Origin of the sequence: Youhaiella tibetensis (assembly GCF_008000755.1) — a bacterium.
Lineage (GTDB): Bacteria > Pseudomonadota > Alphaproteobacteria > Rhizobiales > Devosiaceae > Paradevosia > Paradevosia tibetensis.
In genome coordinates, this window is record NZ_CP041690.1 from 181294 (window position 1) to 200457 (window position 19164).

General features: G+C 66.1%; 20 protein-coding genes. 11 read left to right on the plus strand and 9 right to left on the minus strand.

Annotated elements, in window-relative coordinates; genetic code table 11:
- The first annotated feature begins 8 nt into the window (after positions 1–8).
- Genes FNA67_RS00850 through cobJ form a run of 3 tightly spaced genes read left to right on the plus strand, consistent with a single transcriptional unit; the run spans position 9 to position 2658 of the window.
- Positions 9–554: a precorrin-8X methylmutase gene (locus FNA67_RS00850; protein ID WP_147654725.1), complete on the plus strand. Its 546-nt coding sequence runs from the start codon at positions 9–11 to the stop codon at positions 552–554.
- Complete coding sequence (locus FNA67_RS00855) at positions 551–1282, plus strand: precorrin-2 C(20)-methyltransferase (protein ID WP_147654726.1); 732 nt, start codon at positions 551–553, stop codon at positions 1280–1282. The genes FNA67_RS00850 and FNA67_RS00855 overlap by 4 nt, the downstream gene beginning before the upstream one ends.
- The gene (gene cobJ / locus FNA67_RS00860; RefSeq protein WP_147654727.1) at positions 1270–2658 is read left to right on the plus strand and encodes a precorrin-3B C(17)-methyltransferase; all 1389 of its coding nucleotides are present in this window, start codon (positions 1270–1272) and stop codon (positions 2656–2658) included. The genes FNA67_RS00855 and cobJ overlap by 13 nt, the downstream gene beginning before the upstream one ends.
- On the opposite strand, the gene FNA67_RS00865 is transcribed toward cobJ, so the two are convergent.
- Both FNA67_RS00865 and FNA67_RS00870 read right to left on the minus strand, forming a co-directional pair.
- Positions 2655–4388, minus strand: a complete 1734-nt coding sequence (locus FNA67_RS00865; protein ID WP_147654728.1) for a TadG family pilus assembly protein — start codon at positions 4386–4388, stop codon at positions 2655–2657. The genes cobJ and FNA67_RS00865 overlap by 4 nt on opposite strands.
- Before the next feature lie 2 nt (positions 4389–4390).
- The gene (locus FNA67_RS00870) at positions 4391–4768 is read right to left on the minus strand and encodes a TadE family protein (RefSeq protein WP_244616427.1); all 378 of its coding nucleotides are present in this window, start codon (positions 4766–4768) and stop codon (positions 4391–4393) included.
- Positions 4769–5080: 312 nt separating this feature from the next.
- Between FNA67_RS00870 and FNA67_RS00875 the strand changes: the two genes are divergently transcribed.
- Positions 5081–5854: a copper homeostasis protein CutC gene (locus FNA67_RS00875; protein WP_244616428.1), complete on the plus strand. Its 774-nt coding sequence runs from the start codon at positions 5081–5083 to the stop codon at positions 5852–5854.
- On the opposite strand, the gene FNA67_RS00880 is transcribed toward FNA67_RS00875, so the two are convergent.
- Positions 5842–6807 (minus strand): helix-turn-helix transcriptional regulator, encoded by a 966-nt coding sequence (locus FNA67_RS00880; RefSeq protein ID WP_147654731.1) that lies wholly within the window; start codon positions 6805–6807, stop codon positions 5842–5844. The two genes, FNA67_RS00875 and FNA67_RS00880, sit on opposite strands and share 13 nt — an antisense overlap.
- A 195-nt stretch (positions 6808–7002) precedes the next feature.
- Between FNA67_RS00880 and FNA67_RS21775 the strand changes: the two genes are divergently transcribed.
- From FNA67_RS21775 to FNA67_RS00890, 3 genes are read left to right on the plus strand one after another with little or no spacing between them, the layout of a single operon-like run.
- Complete coding sequence (locus FNA67_RS21775) at positions 7003–7221, plus strand: hypothetical protein (protein ID WP_170267165.1); 219 nt, start codon at positions 7003–7005, stop codon at positions 7219–7221.
- An 11-nt stretch (positions 7222–7232) separates the two neighbouring features.
- Entirely contained in the window at positions 7233–7922 is a 690-nt protein-coding gene (locus FNA67_RS00885) for an NIPSNAP family protein (protein ID WP_170267166.1), read from the plus strand.
- A 17-nt stretch (positions 7923–7939) separates the two neighbouring features.
- The gene (locus FNA67_RS00890; RefSeq protein WP_147654733.1) at positions 7940–8431 is read left to right on the plus strand and encodes a hypothetical protein; all 492 of its coding nucleotides are present in this window, start codon (positions 7940–7942) and stop codon (positions 8429–8431) included.
- On the opposite strand, the gene trhO is transcribed toward FNA67_RS00890, so the two are convergent.
- On the minus strand, positions 8432–9424 hold the full coding sequence (trhO, locus tag FNA67_RS00895; RefSeq protein ID WP_170267390.1) for an oxygen-dependent tRNA uridine(34) hydroxylase TrhO: 993 nt from the start codon (positions 9422–9424) through the stop codon (positions 8432–8434).
- 80 nt (positions 9425–9504) lie between these two features.
- On the opposite strand from trhO, the gene FNA67_RS00900 reads away from it, so the two are divergent.
- The 4 genes from FNA67_RS00900 to FNA67_RS00915 all read left to right on the plus strand — a co-directional run bounded on the left by FNA67_RS00900 (position 9505) and on the right by FNA67_RS00915 (position 13643).
- Positions 9505–10530, plus strand: coding sequence for an aldo/keto reductase (locus tag FNA67_RS00900; RefSeq protein ID WP_049707297.1), 1026 nt, complete (start codon positions 9505–9507; stop codon positions 10528–10530).
- 100 nt (positions 10531–10630) lie between these two features.
- The gene (locus tag FNA67_RS00905) at positions 10631–11905 is read left to right on the plus strand and encodes an O-antigen ligase family protein (RefSeq protein ID WP_170267167.1); all 1275 of its coding nucleotides are present in this window, start codon (positions 10631–10633) and stop codon (positions 11903–11905) included.
- Positions 11898–12773: a glycosyltransferase family 8 protein gene (locus FNA67_RS00910; RefSeq protein WP_147654736.1), complete on the plus strand. Its 876-nt coding sequence runs from the start codon at positions 11898–11900 to the stop codon at positions 12771–12773. Before FNA67_RS00905 ends, FNA67_RS00910 begins: the two co-directional genes overlap by 8 nt.
- A gap of 9 nt (positions 12774–12782) precedes the next feature.
- Complete coding sequence (locus FNA67_RS00915; protein WP_147654737.1) at positions 12783–13643, plus strand: glycosyltransferase family 8 protein; 861 nt, start codon at positions 12783–12785, stop codon at positions 13641–13643.
- Here the strand turns inward: FNA67_RS00915 and FNA67_RS00920 are convergent.
- Genes FNA67_RS00920 through pheS form a run of 5 tightly spaced genes read right to left on the minus strand, consistent with a single transcriptional unit; the run spans position 13640 to position 19067 of the window.
- Entirely contained in the window at positions 13640–14482 is an 843-nt protein-coding gene (locus FNA67_RS00920; protein WP_147654738.1) for a hypothetical protein, read from the minus strand. The two genes, FNA67_RS00915 and FNA67_RS00920, sit on opposite strands and share 4 nt — an antisense overlap.
- Entirely contained in the window at positions 14479–16902 is a 2424-nt protein-coding gene (gene pheT, locus FNA67_RS00925; protein WP_049707302.1) for a phenylalanine--tRNA ligase subunit beta, read from the minus strand. Before pheT ends, FNA67_RS00920 begins: the two co-directional genes overlap by 4 nt.
- The gene (locus FNA67_RS00930) at positions 16899–17531 is read right to left on the minus strand and encodes a 3'-5' exoribonuclease domain-containing protein (RefSeq protein ID WP_049707303.1); all 633 of its coding nucleotides are present in this window, start codon (positions 17529–17531) and stop codon (positions 16899–16901) included. The genes pheT and FNA67_RS00930 overlap by 4 nt, the downstream gene beginning before the upstream one ends.
- Positions 17524–17934, minus strand: coding sequence for an ASCH domain-containing protein (locus FNA67_RS00935; RefSeq protein WP_147654739.1), 411 nt, complete (start codon positions 17932–17934; stop codon positions 17524–17526). The genes FNA67_RS00930 and FNA67_RS00935 overlap by 8 nt, the downstream gene beginning before the upstream one ends.
- Positions 17934–19067 carry a phenylalanine--tRNA ligase subunit alpha gene (gene pheS / locus FNA67_RS00940; RefSeq protein WP_147654740.1) on the minus strand — a complete coding sequence of 378 codons (1134 nt, stop codon included), beginning with the start codon at positions 19065–19067 and terminating at the stop codon, positions 17934–17936. Before pheS ends, FNA67_RS00935 begins: the two co-directional genes overlap by 1 nt.
- Between the last annotated feature and the right edge of the window lie 97 nt (positions 19068–19164).

A 19164-nucleotide genomic window follows, 5' to 3' on the forward strand; every position in this document is an offset into this window, starting at 1 on the left:
GGGAAAACGTGCTCGACTACATCCGCGACGGCGCCGAGATCTACCGCCGCTCCTTCTCGATCATCCGCGAGGAAGCGGACCTGTCGGCCGTCCCCGTCGATCTCGAAAAGCTCGCCGTGCGCGTCGCCCATGCCAGCGGCATGGTCGATGTGATCGCCGACCTGCGCGCCTCGCCCCGGGCTGGCGCCATCGGTCGCGCCGCCCTCGCTGCCGGCGCGCCGATTCTGTGCGATTCTCCCACGCTCGAGCGCGGCATCACCCGCTCCCGCCTCGAGGCGGGCAATGCCGTCGGCCTCCTCGCCGATGCCCCGACCCTCAAGGGAGCCGTGGTCGCCATCGGTTCGGAGAGCGCCGCGATTGCCGCCGTCCTGGCAGCCGCCGAGCCGCCGGCCCTGGTCATCGCCTTTCCCGCCGGCTTCGAGGGCGCCGCCGACGCCAAGGACGCGCTGGCCGCCAACCCCCGTGGCCTGGCCTTCGTGACCCTGCTGGGCACCCGGGGCGGCACTGCCATGGCCGCAGCCGCCATCAACGCGCTGGCGACCGAGCGCGAATGATGGCCGGCACGCTTTTCGGATTGGGCGTTGGCCCCGGCGACCCTGAACTGCTGACCCTCAAGGCCCTCAACCGCCTCAGGGCGGCGCCGGTCGTGGCCTTCTTCGCCGCGCGCGAACGCAAGGGCAATGCCTTCACCATCATCGAGGGTCATCTCGAGCCCAGCCAGCAATTGCTGCGCCTGCAATACCCTGTCACCCGCGAAAAGCTGCCCGACGGCGAGGACTACGAGACCCTGCTCGCCGGCTTTTACGACCGGGCGGCCGCCGATATCGCCGGCCATCTCGATGCCGGCCGCGACGTTGCCGTGGTCTGCGAGGGCGATCCGCTGTTCTATGGCTCCTACATGTACATCCACGACCGGCTGGCGCATCGCTACCCGACCGAAGTCGTGCCCGGGGTCAGCTCCATCTTCGCCAGCGCCGCGGTTCTCGGTGCGCCGCTGGTCTATCGCAACCAGAGCCTGAGCATCCTTTCGGGGACGCTTGCACCCGAGGACCTGCGCGAAAAACTCGCCCGCGCCGACGCGGCCGCCATCATGAAGCTGGGCGGCGGCAATCTCGCCAAGGTGCGCGCCTGCCTCGAAGATCTCGGCCTCCTGGATCGGGCGCTCTATGTCGAACGCGCCACCATGGCCGCCGAACGCATCCTGCCGCTCCGCGACGTCGAGGCGCAGAGTTCCCCCTATTTTTCGATCATCCTGGTGCCGGGGCGCAAATGGCTGAGCTAGGCCGGCCCGCCATCTTTGCCCTCAACGCGGTGAGCCTTGCCACCGCCCAGCGCCTCCAGGCGGCCTTGCCCGGCGCCGAGCTCTTCGGCCTCGAGGGACGCGTCGTCGGTGCCGACCGCACCATCGCCAATTTCGGCGATGCCCTGCGCGAGGCCTATTCGGCCGACCGCCCGCTCATCGCGCTTTGCGCGGCAGGCATCGTTATCCGTGCCCTGGCCCCGCTTCTCCAGTCCAAGCGTGCCGAACCGCCCGTGCTTGCCGTCGCCGAAGACGGTTCGGCCGTGGTGCCGCTTCTCGGGGCGACGCGTGGCGTCAACGACCTGGCCCGCACCCTCGGCGCCGCCCTCGAAACCGCCCCGGCCATCACCACCACCGGCGAGCTCCGTTTCGGGGTCAATCTCCTCAATCCGCCTGCCGGCTATAAGCTGCTCAATCCGGGCGACGCCAAGACCTTCGTTTCAGAGCTGCTCACGGGGCGCCCGGTCCAGGTGGATGGCGACGCCCCCTGGCTCGAATTCTCCGGGCTGGCGGTCGACCCTTCGGCGCGCCTGCGCATCGCCATCGTCGACTCCTCGGTCGAGCCCGGCCCCGGCGAACTGGTCTATCTGCACACCCCCGGGCCCGGGCGCCTGGCTGTAGTGGGGCTAGGCCCGGGCGGCGCCGCCCAGCGGACGCCGGAGGTTGCCGCCGAACTGCGCGACGCCACCGACATCCTGGGCTACCGCACCTATGTGGAAATGGCCGGCCCCTTCCGGCCCGACCAGCGCCTGCACGCCTCCGACAACCGCCAGGAACTCGATCGCGCCCGCGCCGCGCTCGACCTCGCCGCCGAGGGTCGGCGCGTCGTCATGGTGTCCTCTGGCGATCCGGGGGTTTTCGCTATGGCCGCCGCGGTCATGGAAGCCCTGTCGGGCGCCGACGCCGCCCCGCCCTGGGCCGACGTCGACCTCGCCATCCTCCCCGGCATCACCGCCGCCATGGCGACAGCCGCCAGGGTCGGCGCGCCGCTCGGGCACGATTTCGCCGTGATGTCGCTTTCCGACAATCTCAAATCCTGGGAAACGATCGAGACGCGCCTCGCCGCTGCCGCCGAGGCCGATTTCGTGCTGGCGCTCTACAACCCGATTTCGAAGGCGCGCCCGCACCAGCTCGAGGCAGCCATCGCGATCCTGCGCCGCCATCGTGCGCCCCATACGCCGGTCGTCATCGGCCGCGATGTCGGCCGCCCCGGCGAAAGCCTTGCGGTCACCTCGCTTGCCGATCTTTCGAGCGAGATGGTCGATTCGCGCTCCACCCTGATCGTGGGATCCTCGCGCACCACCCGCTTCGCGATGGGAAACCGCGAGTGGGTGTTCACGCCGCGCTTCTACCGCTAGCGCACCAGCACAGGCGGCGTGCAGCGCACGCCATAGACCTGCACGTCCGCCTCCCCGACCTTGACCCCGAGCGTGTTGAGCAGCGACGCCAGCACCGGGTCGAGCGCGGCGCCGAGGGGCGAGAGCAGGTTCAGCAGACCCGTCTTTGCCAGCACCTCGCTCAGCAGTCCGCCCAGCAGCCCCAGCACCGTCACGTCGAGCTTGAGGTCCGAGAGGAGCGAAGTCATCAGCGACTGGGTGATCGCGGTGGTCGAGACCGACTTGACCTTGCCGGCCGCGATCTCGGAGGTCGAAAAGCTCACCAGCTTGGGCTGCATCTCGGCCACCTGCACATGTGCCTTGCCGGTCGCCTGGATGAGCCCGAGCGCATTGATGAGTTTGGCTTCGCCCACCGTCGGAAAGGCCCCGAAATTGGCCATCGCCGCGTCGCTGACCTCGCCCAGCACCACGCGCGCCACGCCCGGACGCACCGCGATCGTCGCCGTGCCGCTCACGGCATTGCCGGTGGGGCAGGTGGCGGCCACCGCCGTCGCCTCGGCATTGGCGACTTCCACATAGACCGGCACATTGACCTCGAAGATATGGGGGATGCCGAGCAGCGCGAGCAGCGAGGACACCAGGCCCAGATCAAGAATATCGAGCGAGAGCCTGACATTGAGCTTGAGCCGCACCTGCGCGGTGCGCACGATGGTCCCGGTTGGCCCGATGGCGTACCAGCTTCCTCCCTGCGGCGGCTCGCCCACGGCCAGCTTGACCGTCGCACCCACGAGCCCGGGCACATTGATCCCGGTATTGAGGGCCACCTGGTGCGTGCCGTCGCTCAGCGCGGCGCTCACCGAAAGCACCTCGAGGGCCGAGACCTTGGTGAAGATCCCCGTCGCGCCCGTCCCGATGGCGAGGTTGGCATAACGCCCCAGGTCGAAGAGCTTGCCGATCGACACTTCCCCGTTATGGCCGGCGGCAAGGGCAATTGCCTGCATCGCGGTCTTCTCGGTGCCGTTGAGTGTAGCGGCCAGCGCCCTGGCGATGACGCCGTGATCCGCCCTGGCGTTGAGGATGTCCGCATAGGTGCCCGCGGTGATGTGCATTTCGCTGGCCAGCGCGTCGAGGAAGCCGAAGGCGCTGACCCTGGCATCGAGCAGTGCGTTGTAGGAGGCGGCTGCAATGCTGACATTGGTGCCCAGCAGCCCGTTGAGCAGCACATTGGCGAGCCCGTCCTTGAGGCTGAGCAGGCGGCTCCCCACCGAGAACGCCACTTCGGGCGTGGTGGTGGCCACCGCCTCCACCCCAATCGGGGGCGGCTCGCTCCAGAAACGTGCGAAATAGAGATTGCCCTTCTGCTCGTAGCGCACCCTCACCGCGTTATAGGGCGTCAGGCCCGGCTTGAAGCGCTGCCCCACCGGCTGGCTCGGATCGGGGGTGTACTGGCCGGACTCCACGATCAGGCGCTGCGGCTTGAGCGGGTCCTGCAATTGCTGCTGTGTCTCGATTCCCGTCAGGTACCCGGCCTCCACCATCGCGCCCCTGGCGATGGAAAAGGCGCTCGAAGGATCGCGCGTCGCCTGCAGCGCCGCCAGGTCGGCCGCCGATTGCATCATGCGCCGTTCGAGGTAGAGCGAGCCGGCATCCACCGCGAGCGCCGAGACCATCGCCCCCAGGATCATGGCCCCGGCGAACATGATCGCCATCGCGCCGCGCTCGTCCCTGAGGAACCGGCGCACCGCCCCCATGGTCACATCCCGCCCTTGCGGATGACCGATGTGAAGGTGATCACCTTGTTGGGCGAGGGCAGGGGGATGTTGAGGTTCCAGATCGGCAGGCTCGAGGCGTCGTAGCGCACCGTCACCACGTACTGGCTGGCATCGGTCGGCTTGTCGCCGATGGTGTAGGTCACCTTGCTGCCGTCGATGAGCATGTAGTCCCGCGCGTTTCCGTCGATGAACGATTTGACCAGGCTGTCGCGCTCGGTGGCGCTCAGCCCGGCTATCGATGTCCTGGCGGCGTCCGCCGCGATCTGCTGGACGGAATTGGCCGCGCCGAAATAAATGCCATAGGCCAGCATTCCCATGAGCATAAGGAGAAAGACGGGCGTGAGAATCGCAAACTCCACCGCAGCAACGCCCTGGTCATCAAGGCGAAATCCGGAAAGTCGTCGCCGAGGGAACAACATGCTACCCACCTCTGCATACGAACTGGCCGGTGAAACCTGCGTAGCAATATTTCAGCAATACTGATATATATTCAGGTTCCGCCGTGTTTCATTGTCCGCCCTTCACTGTTGAGAAAACCTTAACGGAAGGTTGCGCGCGTTTGCGGATACGGCTCGAACGCATATCTGCCAGTCCCCAAACCCCCTGCCTCGATTTTGTGCACGGCGCTACCAATGAGGCTGCGAGTGTTATCTGAAGCCAGGTGTGCCATCATGACCAAGCCCAGACTCCCCAGAATCGAAGTGTGCGTGGAGGGCGTGGATGGCCTTCTCGCCGCGCAGAAGGCCGGGGCGGACCGGGCCGAGCTCTGCGCCAGCCTGCTCGAGGGCGGCATCACCCCGTCCATCGGCGTGGTCCGCGAGGCGCTCAAGCTCTCGACCATCCCGTTCAACGTGATCGTGCGCCCCCGCGGCGGCGACTTCCTCTATTCCGAACACGAGTTCCAGGCGATGCTTCGCGACGTCGAGGCGTTGCGCGATCTCGGCGTGGCCGGTGTGGTCATCGGTTGCCTCACCTTCGACGGTCGCGTCGATGTCGAGCGCACCCGTGCGCTCGTGCGCGCCGCCAAGCCACTGACGGTGACCTTCCACCGCGCCTTCGACATGACGCGTGACTATGCCGAAGCGGTCGAGGACCTGGTCCATTGCGGCGTCGATCGCGTGCTGACCTCGGGCCAGCGGCGCACGGCCCTCGAAGGCATCGACATCCTGCGCCACACGGTCAAGCTTGCCGGCGACCGCCTGACCGTCATGGTCTGCGGCGGCCTCAACGCCGGCAATATCGGCGACGTGCTCGAACGGACCGGCGCCTACGAGGCCCATTTCTCCGCCGGCAACACGCTGCCGAGCGGCATGGCCTTCCATAACCCGCATGTCGGCATGGGCGGCACCGCGCTCGAGCGCGAATACGAGTTGACCGTGACCGACGAAGCCGCCGTCCGCTCGACCATCGCCGCGGCGCGCGCCCAGCTGGTTCAGCCCGCGTAAAATCCCCATAGCGTCCGGGCGATTTCCGTCATCCGGGCGCGCAGGTCAGGCGGCGCCAGCACCTCTATCTCGCAACCGATCTTGGTCATCTCGCGCGCCGCCCAGTCGTTCTCCTCGATCGGAACGGCCAGCACGGCCCAGCCCGTTTCGTCGGGCTCGATCGGCGCCGCTTCCACCGCCGCACGCACGGTCTGGCTGATGTCCATCAGCCGCCTGCGGCCGCGTTCGGAGGCCCGAACCAAGGCCGTTCCGATATAGACGTCCCGTTCGAACTGCTCGGTCGATTGCGCCCAATACCCCGGCAGGTCGAAGTCCGCCGGGCGCTCGAAACGCTCCTCCGAGAGGATCAGCGCCAGGATGCTGGAGAGCTTATAGGTCCGCACCGCCTCGTCCCGGCGCGCCACGACGTACCAGATGCCCCCCTTGAGCACGAGCCCAAGCGGCTCGAGCACGCGATCGGACACGCCGGTCCAGCTTTCGTATCGCACATGGATGCGCCTTTCGCTCCAGACGGCGTCGGCGACGGATTTGAGATGCTCCTGCACCCGCGCCGGCTGGAACCAGCCCTTGGGGTCGAGGTGAAAGCGCCCGCTGATGCGGCGGGCCTCGTCCTGCCAATCCGCCGGCAGGGCGGCCAGGAGCTTGAGCTCGGCCGCCGCGACATCGTCCGAAAGCCCGAGCTCGGCGGCCGGGCCGGGCAATCCTGAGAGAAACAGTGCCTTGGCCTCGGGCGCTGTCAGCCCGGTCAGGCGCGTGCGCCACCCATCGAGCAGGGCAAAGCCGCCATTGCGCCCGGTCTCGGCATAGACCGGCACCCCGGCCGCGCTCAGCTGGTCGATGTCGCGGTAGATCGTGCGGACCGAAACCTCCAGCTCTTCAGCCAGGATCTCAGCGCTCAGCCGCCCGCGCGTCTGGAGCATCATCATGATCGAAAGCAGGCGGCTCGCGCGCATTTTCCCGGTCCGTTCCTAAACCATGACATTCGATGTCAGTCTTTGAAAACTACAATGCTTTCCATGCTCGTAGCGACTCGGATCGATCTCGCCGCCAGTAATTTTCTGCACCATAGCATCAAAGGCTGACATTGGCTGTCAGGCTTTGGCGGCTAGCCTCGATCCCCGTTGGCGAACACTCAGGAGCTTGCGAAAATGTACCCCTCTCATTTCGATTCCCCGGTAGCCACGCTCTCATCGGTCACGCGCCGGACGCAGACGCCTCTGCTCTTCATCGACCTCGAACTCGAAGCCCTGTTCAGGGCCGGTCGCGTGTCCGAGCGTCCATCCCTCCTCGCCGTGGTCGCCGTCCGTGGCTGGCACGGGCTCGCCGGGGTGCTCACCAGCGCCGCCGCCCGGCGGGCCGTGCTCTAGGGAGACCGGCCGTGACCAGCCTCCCCATCGTCGAGTTGCGCCGCTATCGGCTCCACCCCGGGCAGCGTGACACTTTGATCGACCTCTTCGAGAACGAGTTCCTCGAAAGCCAAGATGACGTGGGGGCCCACGTGCTCGGCCAGTTCCGTGTCGATGGCGCGCCCGACCAGTTCGTCTGGCTGCGCGGGTTCGAGGCTTTCGACGACCGCCGCACTGCACTGGACGCCTTCTATGGCGGACCGGTCTGGAGGGCGCATCGCGACCGCGCCAACGCCACCATGGCCGATAGCGACGACGTGCATCTGCTTTCCACCATGGCCCCGCAGGACGGCTTCGTCCGCCCTGCGCGCCCGCGCCGGCCGCGCGGCGCCTTCGCCACCAACGGCTCGCGCTTCATCGTCATGCTCTATCGGCTGGCCGATAACGGCCGCGCCGCCGAGTTCGACGCGCGCCTGCGCGCCGCCCTTGCCGAAACCGGCATCGACCCGCTGGCGAGCTTCTTCACGCTCGCAGCCGAGAACAACTACCCCAGGCTCCCCATCCACACCGACGACCCGGTGCATGTGGTGCTCCTGCGCTTCGACAATGCGGTGGGCCTTGAAACCTGGCTGCAGGCCCCGCCCGCGGGGCTCTCCGACTTCCTCAAGGCACCGCCCGAAACCCTCATTCTGCAACCGACCGCACGCTCGCTGCTGCGCTGAACCGAAAGGTCCCTGCGATGAATTACCATCCCACCGATTTCGCCGCACCCACCGGCGCCGTCCACGACTTCGATTTCCTCCATGGCGACTGGATCGTCTCCAACCGGCGCCTCAAGCGCCGATTTGCCGGCTGCGAGGACTGGGACGAGTTCGAGGCCAGCTTTCGGTGCGAGCCGCGCCTGGGTGGCGGCGCCAATATCGATGAGATGCAGGCGCCGGACCGCGGCTTTTCCGGCATGAGCCTGCGCCTTTTCGACTTGGCCGCCCGGCGCTGGGCGATCTACTGGGTCTCGAGCCAGCAGGGCACCCTGTTTCCACCCGTGCAGGGCGGCTTCATCGGCGATCACGGCGTGTTCGTGGGCCGCGACGTCGACGGCGGTCAGCCCGTCAACGTGCAGTTCTTCTGGACCCGCCTGGGGCCCGATGCCGCGCGCTGGAGCCAGGCGTTCTCGCGCGACGGCATCGTCTGGGAAACCAACTGGATCATGAATTTCCGCCGCAAGGCCTGATCAGGTCTGCTTGCCGGCCCGGTTGCGGCTCGCCTCGCGCCGGGCCTGTTTTCTTTCGAGATCCTCGCGCGCCTGGGCCACGGCCGCATCGCCCATATGCGATGCCCCGCGCGCCCGGGCGAGCGCGATCTGGCGCTGGCGTTCCGCCACGCCCTGGCGCACCTCACCTGCGCAATGGGGGCAGCAGATGCCTTCCCTGTAGTCGGCATGCGCGCGGTCGGCCGGGGTCAGGGGCCGGCGGCAGGCCCGGCACAGCGTCGCCGCGCCCTCGCGCAACCCATGGACCACCGAAACACGCTCATCAAAGACGAAGCACTCGCCCTGCCAGCGGCTCTCCGCTTCCGGCACCGTTTCCAGGTATTTGAGGATGCCTCCTTTGAGGTGGAACACCTCTTCAAAACCCTTCGAGAGCAGGTAGGCCGACGCCTTCTCGCAGCGGATGCCGCCGGTGCAGAACATCGCCACCTTGCGGTCGCGTTCCGGATCGAGGTGCTTTTCGACGAAGTCCTTGAATTCAACGAAGCTCGCGGTCCTGGGGTCGATTGCTCCCTCGAACGTGCCGAGCCCGGCCTCGTAGTCGTTGCGCGTGTCGAGGAGCACCACATCGTCCTGGCCGATCAGCGCATTCCAGTCCTGCGCCTCCACATAGGTGCCGACCCGCTCGCTCGGCCTGACCTCGGGCGCGCGCAGCGTCACGATCTCCTGCTTGACGCGCACCTTCATGCGCAGGAAGGGCATGGCGTCGGCAGTCGAATACTTGAGCTCGGCGCCCTGGAACGGAAACGTCTCGTTGAGGTGATCGACCAGCGCATCGATAGCCTCGGGCCTGCCCGCGACCGTGCCGTTGATACCTTCTTCCGCCAGGATGATCGTTCCCCTGATCGCGCGGGCGCAGCAGAACTGGGCCAGATCGGCCTTGCGGCTTAGGAACCCGGAAAAGTCGGCGAATTTGTAGAAAGCCGCGACCTTGAAGGCCGGGGACGAAACGGGCAGATTGCTCATGCGCGGCTTTCTAGCACCGCGCGCCGCGCTGCGCCATCTGGCCGCCGCCACACTCGCCCAGGGAGGAAATCATGACCTATCGTGCCCATTCGGCGCGCTACGACACCATGCAATACCGGTTCACCGGTCGCTCGGGGTTGAAGCTGCCCGTCATTTCGCTCGGCCTCTGGCAGAATTTCGGTGGCACCCGCGACTATCCGAGCGCCTTCGAAATCCTGAGCTACGCCTTCGATTCGGGCATTACCCATTTCGACCTCGCCAACAATTACGGCCCGCCCTACGGTTCGGCCGAGGAACTTTTCGGCGACGTGCTGGCGCGCGACTTCCGTCCCTATCGCGACGAACTCATCGTCTCGTCCAAGGCCGGCTGGGACATGTGGCCGGGGCCCTATGGCAATTTCGGCTCGCGCAAGTATCTCATCGCCAGCGCCGACCAGAGCCTCAAGCGCATGGGGCTGGACTACTTCGACATCTTCTATTCCCACCGCTTCGATCCCTCGACCCCGCTCGAGGAGACCATGGGGGCCCTGGCCCAGCTGCACCGGCAGGGCAAGACGCTCTATGTCGGCATTTCCAACTACCCCGAGGCGCAGACCCGCGAGGCCTATCGCATCCTGGCGGACATGGGCGTGCCGCTGCTCATCCACCAGCCGAGCTATTCCATGCTCAATCGCTGGATCGAGAACGACAGGACCATCGAGGCGCTTGGCGAACTGGGTGTCGGCGTCATCGCCTTCTCCCCCCTGGCGCAGGGCATCCTTTCGGGCAAATACAACGCCAAGTCGGACCTGACGGGCACCCGCGCCGCCGAGAACTACTCGCTCTCGTCCCGCTCGATCGAGCCGCGCCTGCTCGAGGCCACCGAGAAGCTGGCCGGCATCGCCAGGGCCCGCGGCCAGTCCATGGTCCAGCTCGCCCTCGCCTGGGTGCTTCGCCGCAAGGAAATGACCTCCGCCCTCATCGGGGTCCGCACGCTCGACCAGCTCAAGGACAACCTCGGCGTCCTCTCCAACCTCACCCTCAGCCCCGAAGAGATCGCCGCGATCGATGAAGCAACCAAGGGCGCCCAGCTCGACAACTACCCGCTCAAGCGCTAGTGCAGGGCGCCTCCCTCGGGGAGGCGCCGCCCCGGCCGGCGATCGGTTGACCTGAGGGCGGCAAAGCGCCAGATTGCCGGACCTTCCGGCGGAGCCAGCCTTGCTCGTAAAATACCTGACAAACCTATCCGCAGCCGCTGCCCTGGGTGGAGGCCTGGTGATTATCTGCCTCTGGCCCGAGGCGGGAAACGTCTCCGTCATCGCGGCCCAGGTCCTGGCCCTCGGCATCTGCCTTTTCACCTGGAGCTGGGGCGACCTGCGCCGTCCCGCAGCGGCCCTGCCCCTGCTCGCCGGTTTGCTGCTCATCCTGGCTTTCGGTATCACGGCGACTTCGGCCCTCCACATCATCTCGGTTCTCGTGTTCGCGCCGCTCTTCCTGATCGGCCCGCTGATCACCGTATTCCGCCGCGCGAGCTTTCGCATTGATCCCGGCGTGATTGGTGGTTTGGCCGCACTCGGAGCAGGCCTGGCCCTGCTGGTGGCGATCTACGATACCTTTGTCCTGCACTCGACCCGCGCTGGCGGCATCGTGGCCAATCCGATTCACTTTGCGGACGTGGTCGTAGCCCTCGGCTTCCTCAGCCTTGTGGGATTGTTTGGAGGAAATCGGTCGAAATGGATCGCCGTGGCCGGGGCCGCATTTGCCCTGGTCACCGTGATTCTGTCCGGTACGCGCGGAGCTATTGTGACGATCATTCCAGTTGCCGGCCTAACGTTGGTCCTGGCGACGCTGTGGGGCGGCCTGGGGCGCCGGGCCTGGCTGGTGATCAGCGTGCTGGCGCTGATAGCGATCGGCGCCGTGGTGGGCACTGTCCAGGGTGGATGGAGTCCGGTCACGCGCGTTATCGCCACCGTCACCAGCGTCCTCGAAAGCGGAAAGACCGCCGATAGCTCGGACAACGAGCGGATGCTCATGTATCAAGCTGCCTACAACGCTTTCCTGCAGTCACCCTTCTATGGCCATGGGATGGTCGGCTTCACCAAGATCGCGGCCGACACCATGCCGCCCGAGCTGCACACACCCGTTTATGATCACCTGCATAACGACGTCGCCGATTTCGCCGTTACGGGCGGAATAATCGGCGTGATTGCCTACTTCTGCATCCTCCTTGCTCCCCTGGTCGAAGCCTGGCGGGCGGAGGGTCCCCATCGTCGAGCGGCCCGGCTGGGCGCCGTTGTCCTCGTTGCTGGCTATTTCCTCATGGGCCTCACCAACGCGACGTTCGGTATCCTGATGCTTACGGTGACGTTCGCCGTCGCCACGGCGGCCATCGCACACCTGTCGCGGCCGCCGGCCAGAGACTTGTCTCAGGCCACCGGCGTGGTAGACAGCCCGGGCTCCTCCACAAGGCTCGCGGACGCGCCCAGTGCCTGACAACAAGATCCACATCGCCCTGGCCTTTGACGACAATTTCTGGGCGCCGGCCTATGCGGTCATGCGCTCGATCTGCCTTTTCACCAAGCGCCGCAGCGACCTCGTCTTCCACCTGATCCACCAGCCGATCACCGACGAGCATCGCGCCGACCTGGAGAAGATACCGGCCGAGTTCGGCGCGACTCTCGTCTGGCATGATCTCACCCGGTCCGACGTCTTTAACGCCATTGTCTCTCGCGTGCCCTCGAGCCGGCAGTGGACCAGCGTGGTGTACGGGCGCCTGCTGATCGACACGCTTGTCGGCCCCGACGTTTCGCGTGTCATTTATCTCGATTGCGACATGATGGTGCGCGCACCCATCGAAGATCTTTATGCTGCCGATCTGGGAGAGTTTCCCATCGGCGCAGTACGCGACACTGCTGGCGCCCTGATCGTGGGCGGGCGCGACATCAAGAACAATCGCGACATCTTCGACCCCGCCGATCCCTACTTCAATTCGGGAATGGTCGTCATCGACGTCGACAAGTGGCGACAGGTGGCCGTACCCGAGCGACTCGAGGAACTGATCGCCTCAGGCGTCATGGCGCGCCTCTACTACGACCAGGATGTCCTCAACCTTGTCTTCAAGCATCGGTGGCAGCCCTTGCCGACCCGGTGGAACACCATCGATGCACGGCACCCGCACGAGGGGCTGGATCCCTCGATCCTGCACTACACGGGCCCAAACAAGCCCTGGAACCTGGTCTCCAACGTTGCCTTCCGCCGCATCTATCGACACGTGATGACCAACGAGCTTTTCTACCGTTTCATGCGTCATCGCTGGTCGACATACTGGCGGCGCAAGCTCGGCTTGCGCGGTCGAGCCTGAGATCGCTGCATGGCAAAGCTCCATATCGTTCTGACCTTCGATGACAACTTCTGGGCGCCTGCCTATGCGGTGATGCGCTCGGTTTGTCTGTTTACCCACCGTCGGCGGGACCTGGTTTTTCACCTCTGCCAGCGCGGCATCACCGACGAGCACCGTGCTGATCTCACTCGGATCGAAACAGAGTTCGAGGCCACTCTTGTCTGGTACGACCTCGACGCCTGGGACCTGTTTGCCGACATCGCCGAGCGCATGCCCTACAATAAGCGGCTGACAAATATCGTCTATGCGCGCCTGCTCATCGACCGGCTGGTCGGGCCCGATGTCGAGCGTGTCCTCTACCTTGACTGCGATATGCTGGTGCGCGCGCCGATTGAGGACATCCTGGAAATCGACATGCGGGGCCTTCCGATCGCCGCCGTTCGCGACACCAAGGGAGCCTTCATTGTCGCCGGCCGCGATCTCGCCAGTAATCGCGACATCTTCGACGTCGCCGATCCCTATTTCAACGCCGGCATGATCCTCATCGACATCGCGAAATGGCGCGACGCCTGCCTTCTCGATCGGCTGGAAGAAATGTTTGCCGACGGCACCATGGCGCGCATCTACTACGATCAGGATTTCCTGAATCTGGTGTTCCGCAACAACTGGCTCTATCTCGATCCGCGCTGGAACGTGATCGACGCCCGCCATTCCCATGAGGGCCTCGATCCAGCGATCCTGCACTACACCGGCTGGTCAAAGCCTTGGCACGTCTATTCGATCGTCGCCTTCCGCCGCATCTACCGTCACGTGATGACCAACGAGCTTTTCTACCGCTTCATGCGCCACCGCTGGAAGCGCTGGTGGCAGAAGAAGCTGCGGTTGCGCTAGAGGGCGATTCCCTCGAGTTCGCAAAGCTGCGCCAGGGCGCTGCCCTTTTCGGGAATCCCGATCCCCGCGCGTCCGCGATTGGTGAGCTGGCTGCGCCAGATATGGACGGCGAGCGTGCGCCCGGTCACGGCCGCCTCGATCGAGGAGCCGGCCAGCATCAGCGCCGGAATGCCCTCATAGGGCACGGGATAGAAGACGTCCGTCGGCTGCACGAACTGGGTCAGCCCACGTGCCCGCACATAATGGGTCAGGGCGAAGGGCCCGGTGGCGCCGTATTGCATGTATTCGGGCGGCACCCTGGCGCCGAACAGCCGCCGGGCCGCCACCTCCAGCCGCCGGAAGGGCGGCAGATGCGGCTCGAGTAGCGGCCGCTCGCCCTCGTCGAACACCGAAAGCAGGTCGTCGAGCAGCGGCGCATCATGGGGCAGTAAGAGGACCGCTCCGTTGATCGAGCCGCCCGTCCCATCCGCCCTGGGCGGACGTTCGTAGCCGAAGAGATAGGGCGGGGGAGCGGCGATGGGGCGCACGCAATACATGTCCGCGTCCGCCCAGATGCCGCGTTGCTGGCGCATCAGGCTCATGCGGAAGAGATCCGAGAACACCCCCGCCGTGCCGCGTCCCTTGTAGAACACCAGCTTTTCGCGCGGCACCACGTCCTGGGCGTCGCGAAACTCGACGCCTTCCGGAATCCCCGCGATGGGCTCGTAGCCGTAAAGGTGCACCGGATGCCCCTGCCGCACGAACGAGGAGAGGCAGAGGCGTTCGAGCCAGGAAAGCTCGCCGAACCAGAACGAAGCGATGGGCAGCAGGCCCGGCCCGCCGCCCCTGTCCGCCGTCATTTGCGCAGCGTCCCGCCGGTGGCCTTTTCGACCGCAGCGACAATGGCGCCCGAGATCTTCTCGATCTCCTCATCGTTGAGCGTCTTGTCCTGGGGCTGCAGCCTCACTTCGATGGCCACGGACTTCTTGCCCTCGCCAACATGGCTGCCTTCGAAGACGTCGAACACCGTCACGTCGGTGATCAGTGCCTTCTCGGCGCCGCGTGCAGCCTTGAGGATGGCCGCCGCCGGCACGTCGCGATCCACCAGGAAGGCGAAGTCGCGGCTGAGCGGCATGAGGTCCGAGAGGTTGAGCGCCGGCTTGGCGCGCGTCGGCTTCCGTCGTGGCTCGGGCAGGGCGTCGAGGTCGATCTCGAAGGCCGCCACGGGCCCGTCGAGGTCGAGTTCCTTGAGCCAGGCCGGATGCAACTCGCCAAACCAGCCGATGACGACCTTCGGTCCCAGCTGCAGGCGGCCGCCGCGGCCCGGATGGCTCCAGGCCGGGGCCTCGGCGACGAGCTGCACCTTCTCGATATCGACACCCAGCGCGTCGAGGGCCGCGCCCAGGTCGGCCTTGGCGTCGAAGACGCCGACCTTGCCGGCATTGCCCTGCCAGCTCCGGCCCCAGGCCTGTGCGCCGGCCGTGCCGGTGCGGATGCCCGTGGCATAGGTGTGCTGGCCCTCGGGCTTGTCGGACAGGAACACCTGGCCGACCTCGAAGAGCGCGATATCGGCGAAGCCGCGATTGGCGTTGCGGCGCGCCGCCGACAGCAGCCCGGGAAGCAGGGAGGGCCGCATGTCGGTCATGTCCGAGGCAATGGCGTTTGCCAGCTGCACCGCCTCGGCGCCGCCGCCGAAGCGCTCGGCCTCGGCATGGGAAATGAACGACCAGGTCACGGCCTCGTCGAGCCCGCGTGCCGCCAGGGCCCGGCGCACGATGCGGCGGCGGTTCTGGATGGTGGTGAGGATGCGCGGCGCCACGTGGTTGAGGCGCGCCAGCGGCTCGACCGGCACCTTGTCCACGCCCACCATGCGCATCACTTCTTCGGCGATATCGGCCTTCTGCGTGACGTCCGGGCGCCAGGACGGCACCGAGACCTTGAGCACCTCGCCGGTGCCTTCGACCTTGAAGCCGAGGCGCGTGAGGAAATGCTCCGATTCCTCGCGCGAAACGTCCAGGCCCGTCAGGCGCCTGGTTTCGCTCAGCGGGAAGTCGATCACCGTATTGGGGCTGCCGACCTTGCCGGCCACGGCCACTTCGTGGACCGTGCCTCCGCACAGGTCGAGCACCATCTGCGTCGCCCACTCGATGCCCGGCAGGACCGATTCCGGGTCGACCGTGCGCTCGAACCGGTAGCGGGCGTCCGAATTGATGCCGAGCTTGCGGCCGGCCGTGGCGATGGCCGTCGGCTCGAACCAGGCGCATTCGATGAAGACGTTCTGCGTCTGCTCGGTCGAGCCGGTGGCTTCCCCGCCCATGATGCCGCCGATGCCGAGCGGGCCTGAATTGTCGGCGATCACGCAGATCGTCTCGTCGAACGTATAGGTCTTGCCGTCGAGCGCCAGCAGCGTCTCGCCGGGCTTTGCCATGCGCGCATGCACGGTGCCGTTGAGCGTATCGGCATCGAACACGTGCAGCGGGCGGCCGCGATCGTAGGAGATGTAGTTGGTGATATCGACCAGCGCATTGATCGGCCGTAGGCCGACGGCGCGCAGGCGGGCCTGCAGCCACTCGGGCGAGGGACCGTTCTTGACGCCGGTGATGAGGCGCCCGGCGAACATCTTGCAGACCTCGACCTCACCGGGCTCGAAGCGCAGCTCGACCGGCACGGGGCTGGTCTTTTCAGCAGCAGGCACGGCCTTGCCGGTATCGGGCTTGAGCTTGCCGATGCCGAAGGCCGCCAGGTCCCGCGCCACGCCGCGCACGGCGGTGCAGTCGCCGCGATTGGGCGTGATCGAGATGTCGTAGACCACCCCGTTGAGCCCGGCGAAATCGACGTATTTCGTCCCCACCGGGGCATCCTCGGGCAGCTCGATGATGCCCGAATGGTCGTCCGAAAGCTCGAGTTCGCGACCCGAGCACAGCATGCCGTTGGAGGCGGCGCCGCGGATATTGCCCTTGCTCAGCGTGAAGTCGGAGCCCGGGATATAGGTGCCCGGGAAGGCGAAGACCGTCTTGAGCCCGGTGCGCGCATTGGGGGCGCCGCAGACGACGTCGATGAGCTCGCCCGTCCCCGCATCCACCTTGCAAACGCGCAGCTTGTCGGCATTGGGGTGCTTTTCGGCGCTCACCACGTGGGCGACCACGAAGTCCTTGAGCGCCTTGCCCTGGTCTTCCACGCTCTCCACTTCCAGGCCGACCGTGGTCAGCGCCTCTGAAATCTCCTCGGCATTCGCCGTGGTATCCAGGTGTTCCTTGAGCCAATCGAGGGTGAATTTCATCGGTACATGCTTTCGGTCGCCTCATGCTTTTCGAGGCTGGAGGAGATTGAAAAGAGTTTGACGAGAACGTTGGCAAAGCCGCGGGCATCGTCGATGGCCTTGTGGGTATGCTCGATATGGCCGTACCACTCGGCCGGCACGCGCTGCATACCCCAGTTGAGATAGGGCGCGCCGCGCAGCGCGCCGGCCATGGTGTAAAGGCACACCCCGCCGCCCCTGAAGATCTGCCGCGTCTTGAACGGCCCGCCCAGCACGCGCGTGCCGGCGAACTCGTCGAGATAATGGTCCATCCACAGGCCATCGAAGATCATCGGCGCCGCCGCGAAGACGCGAAAGCCGGGCAGGCTTTCCACCCAGTCGGCATAGCGCGGCATCACGGCTTCCGGTGCCTCGGCATTGGTGGTCGCCGCTGCCCAGGCCTCGGGTTGGGTCTGCCACCAGGCCATGGTGGTTTCGTCCGGCTGCCGGTCCGGGCGCGGCTTGAGCACCGCCTCGAACTCGCCGAACCGTTCCCCGGTGGCGCTGATGGCGACCGAGGCGAAGCTGAGCATCGAGGAATGGAGCGGGGTAGGCCCGTCCGCCTCGATGTCGGTGACCACGAACGTGGTTTGCGGTTCGATCTCAGTCACGGGAAAATACCTCGATCACCTTTAGCCGTTCGCAGACCAGCATCATGTCCGGCGCGAAACTGCCGTGGCGGCGGAAATAGTCCTCATGCACGCGCCGCCAATAGGCGAGCGTGCGGTCGCCCTCGCCCTCATCGGCCGCGAAGCGCGCATCCACCTCGTCGAACCGGCGCAACTCGACCTCGACGGTCTCGATCGCGCAGGCCGGACGGCCCCTGCCATCGAGCACCACGTCGCGCCGCCCCACAACGGGTATCGGCTCGGTCGCGCCATAGGTACCGACCGCGTCGCAAGTCGCGGTCTTCGTCCCGGCCAGCACGAGCGCAAGCAGTTCGTCCGCCAGCTCCGGGGAATCCCCGAAGCTGAACGTCACTGCATTCTCGTAGCCGGCGGGCAGCGGGCTCATCAGCTCGACAGCCCCCCGAACAGCGTCGGCAGGTCGAGCGGGCGGAAGCCGTAATGGTCGAGCCAGCGCTTGTCGGCATCGAAGAATGCACGCAGGTCCGGCATGCCGTATTTGAGCATGGCGAGGCGGTCGATACCCATGCCCCAGGCAAAGCCCTGGTAGACATCGGGGTCGAGCCCGGCATTGCGCAGCACGTTCGGGTGCACCATGCCGCAGCCGAGGATTTCCAGCCAGTCGCTGCCTTCCCCGATCTTGACCTCGTTGCCCGAACGGTCGCACTGCACGTCCACTTCCATGGAAGGCTCGGTGAAGGGGAAGAAGCTCGGCCGGAACCGCGTCTTGACGTTGTCGACCTCGAAGAAGGCCTTCAGGAACTCCTCGATCACCCAGCGCAACTGGCCGATATGGCTCGACTTGTCGATGACCAGCCCCTCCACCTGATGGAACATGGGCGTGTGGGTCTGGTCGCTGTCGTTGCGATAGGTGCGGCCGGGCACCACGATCCGGATCGGCGGATCGATCGGACCGGTGATGTAATTGGCCGCCGGCTTCTCGTTGGTCCGCTGCATGGCGCGGATCTGCACCGGCGAGGTATGGGTGCGCAGCACTTTTCGCGCGCCGTCGGCGTCGGGCTTCAAAAAGAACGTGTCGTGCATCTCCCGGGCCGGGTGGCCTTCGGGGAAATTGAGCGCCGTGAAATTGTAGTAGTCGGTCTCGATATCGGGCCCTTCGGCGATCGAGAACCCCATGTCCGAAAAGATCGCGGTGATCTCGTCGATCACCTGGCTCACCGGGTGGATGCGCCCGCGCGCCGTGGGGGCGGGCTGGAGCGGCAGCGTGACGTCGAGCTTTTCGGCGGCGAGGCGGGCATTGAGCGCCTCTTCGGCCAGTTCGCCCCCCTTGGCCTCGATCAGCGCCACGATCTCGTTCTTGAGGCCGTTGATGGCGGGGCCGGCCGATTTGCGTTCCTCGGGGGCCATGCCGCCGAGCGAAGCGAGCAGGGCCGAGACCGAGCCCTTCTTGCCCAGGGCGGCCACCCGCACCGCTTCGAGCGCGCCCTGGTCCTGGGCGGCGGCAATGGCGGCGCCGAGGTCGGCGCGCAGGGTATCGATCTGGGTCTCAAGGTTGGACATCGGGACTATTTCCGGTTTTCGAGCGTGAGGATGCCTAGCAAACGAAAAAGCCCCGCACCATCCCAAAGGGATGATGCAAGGCTTTGTTTTTGACCTC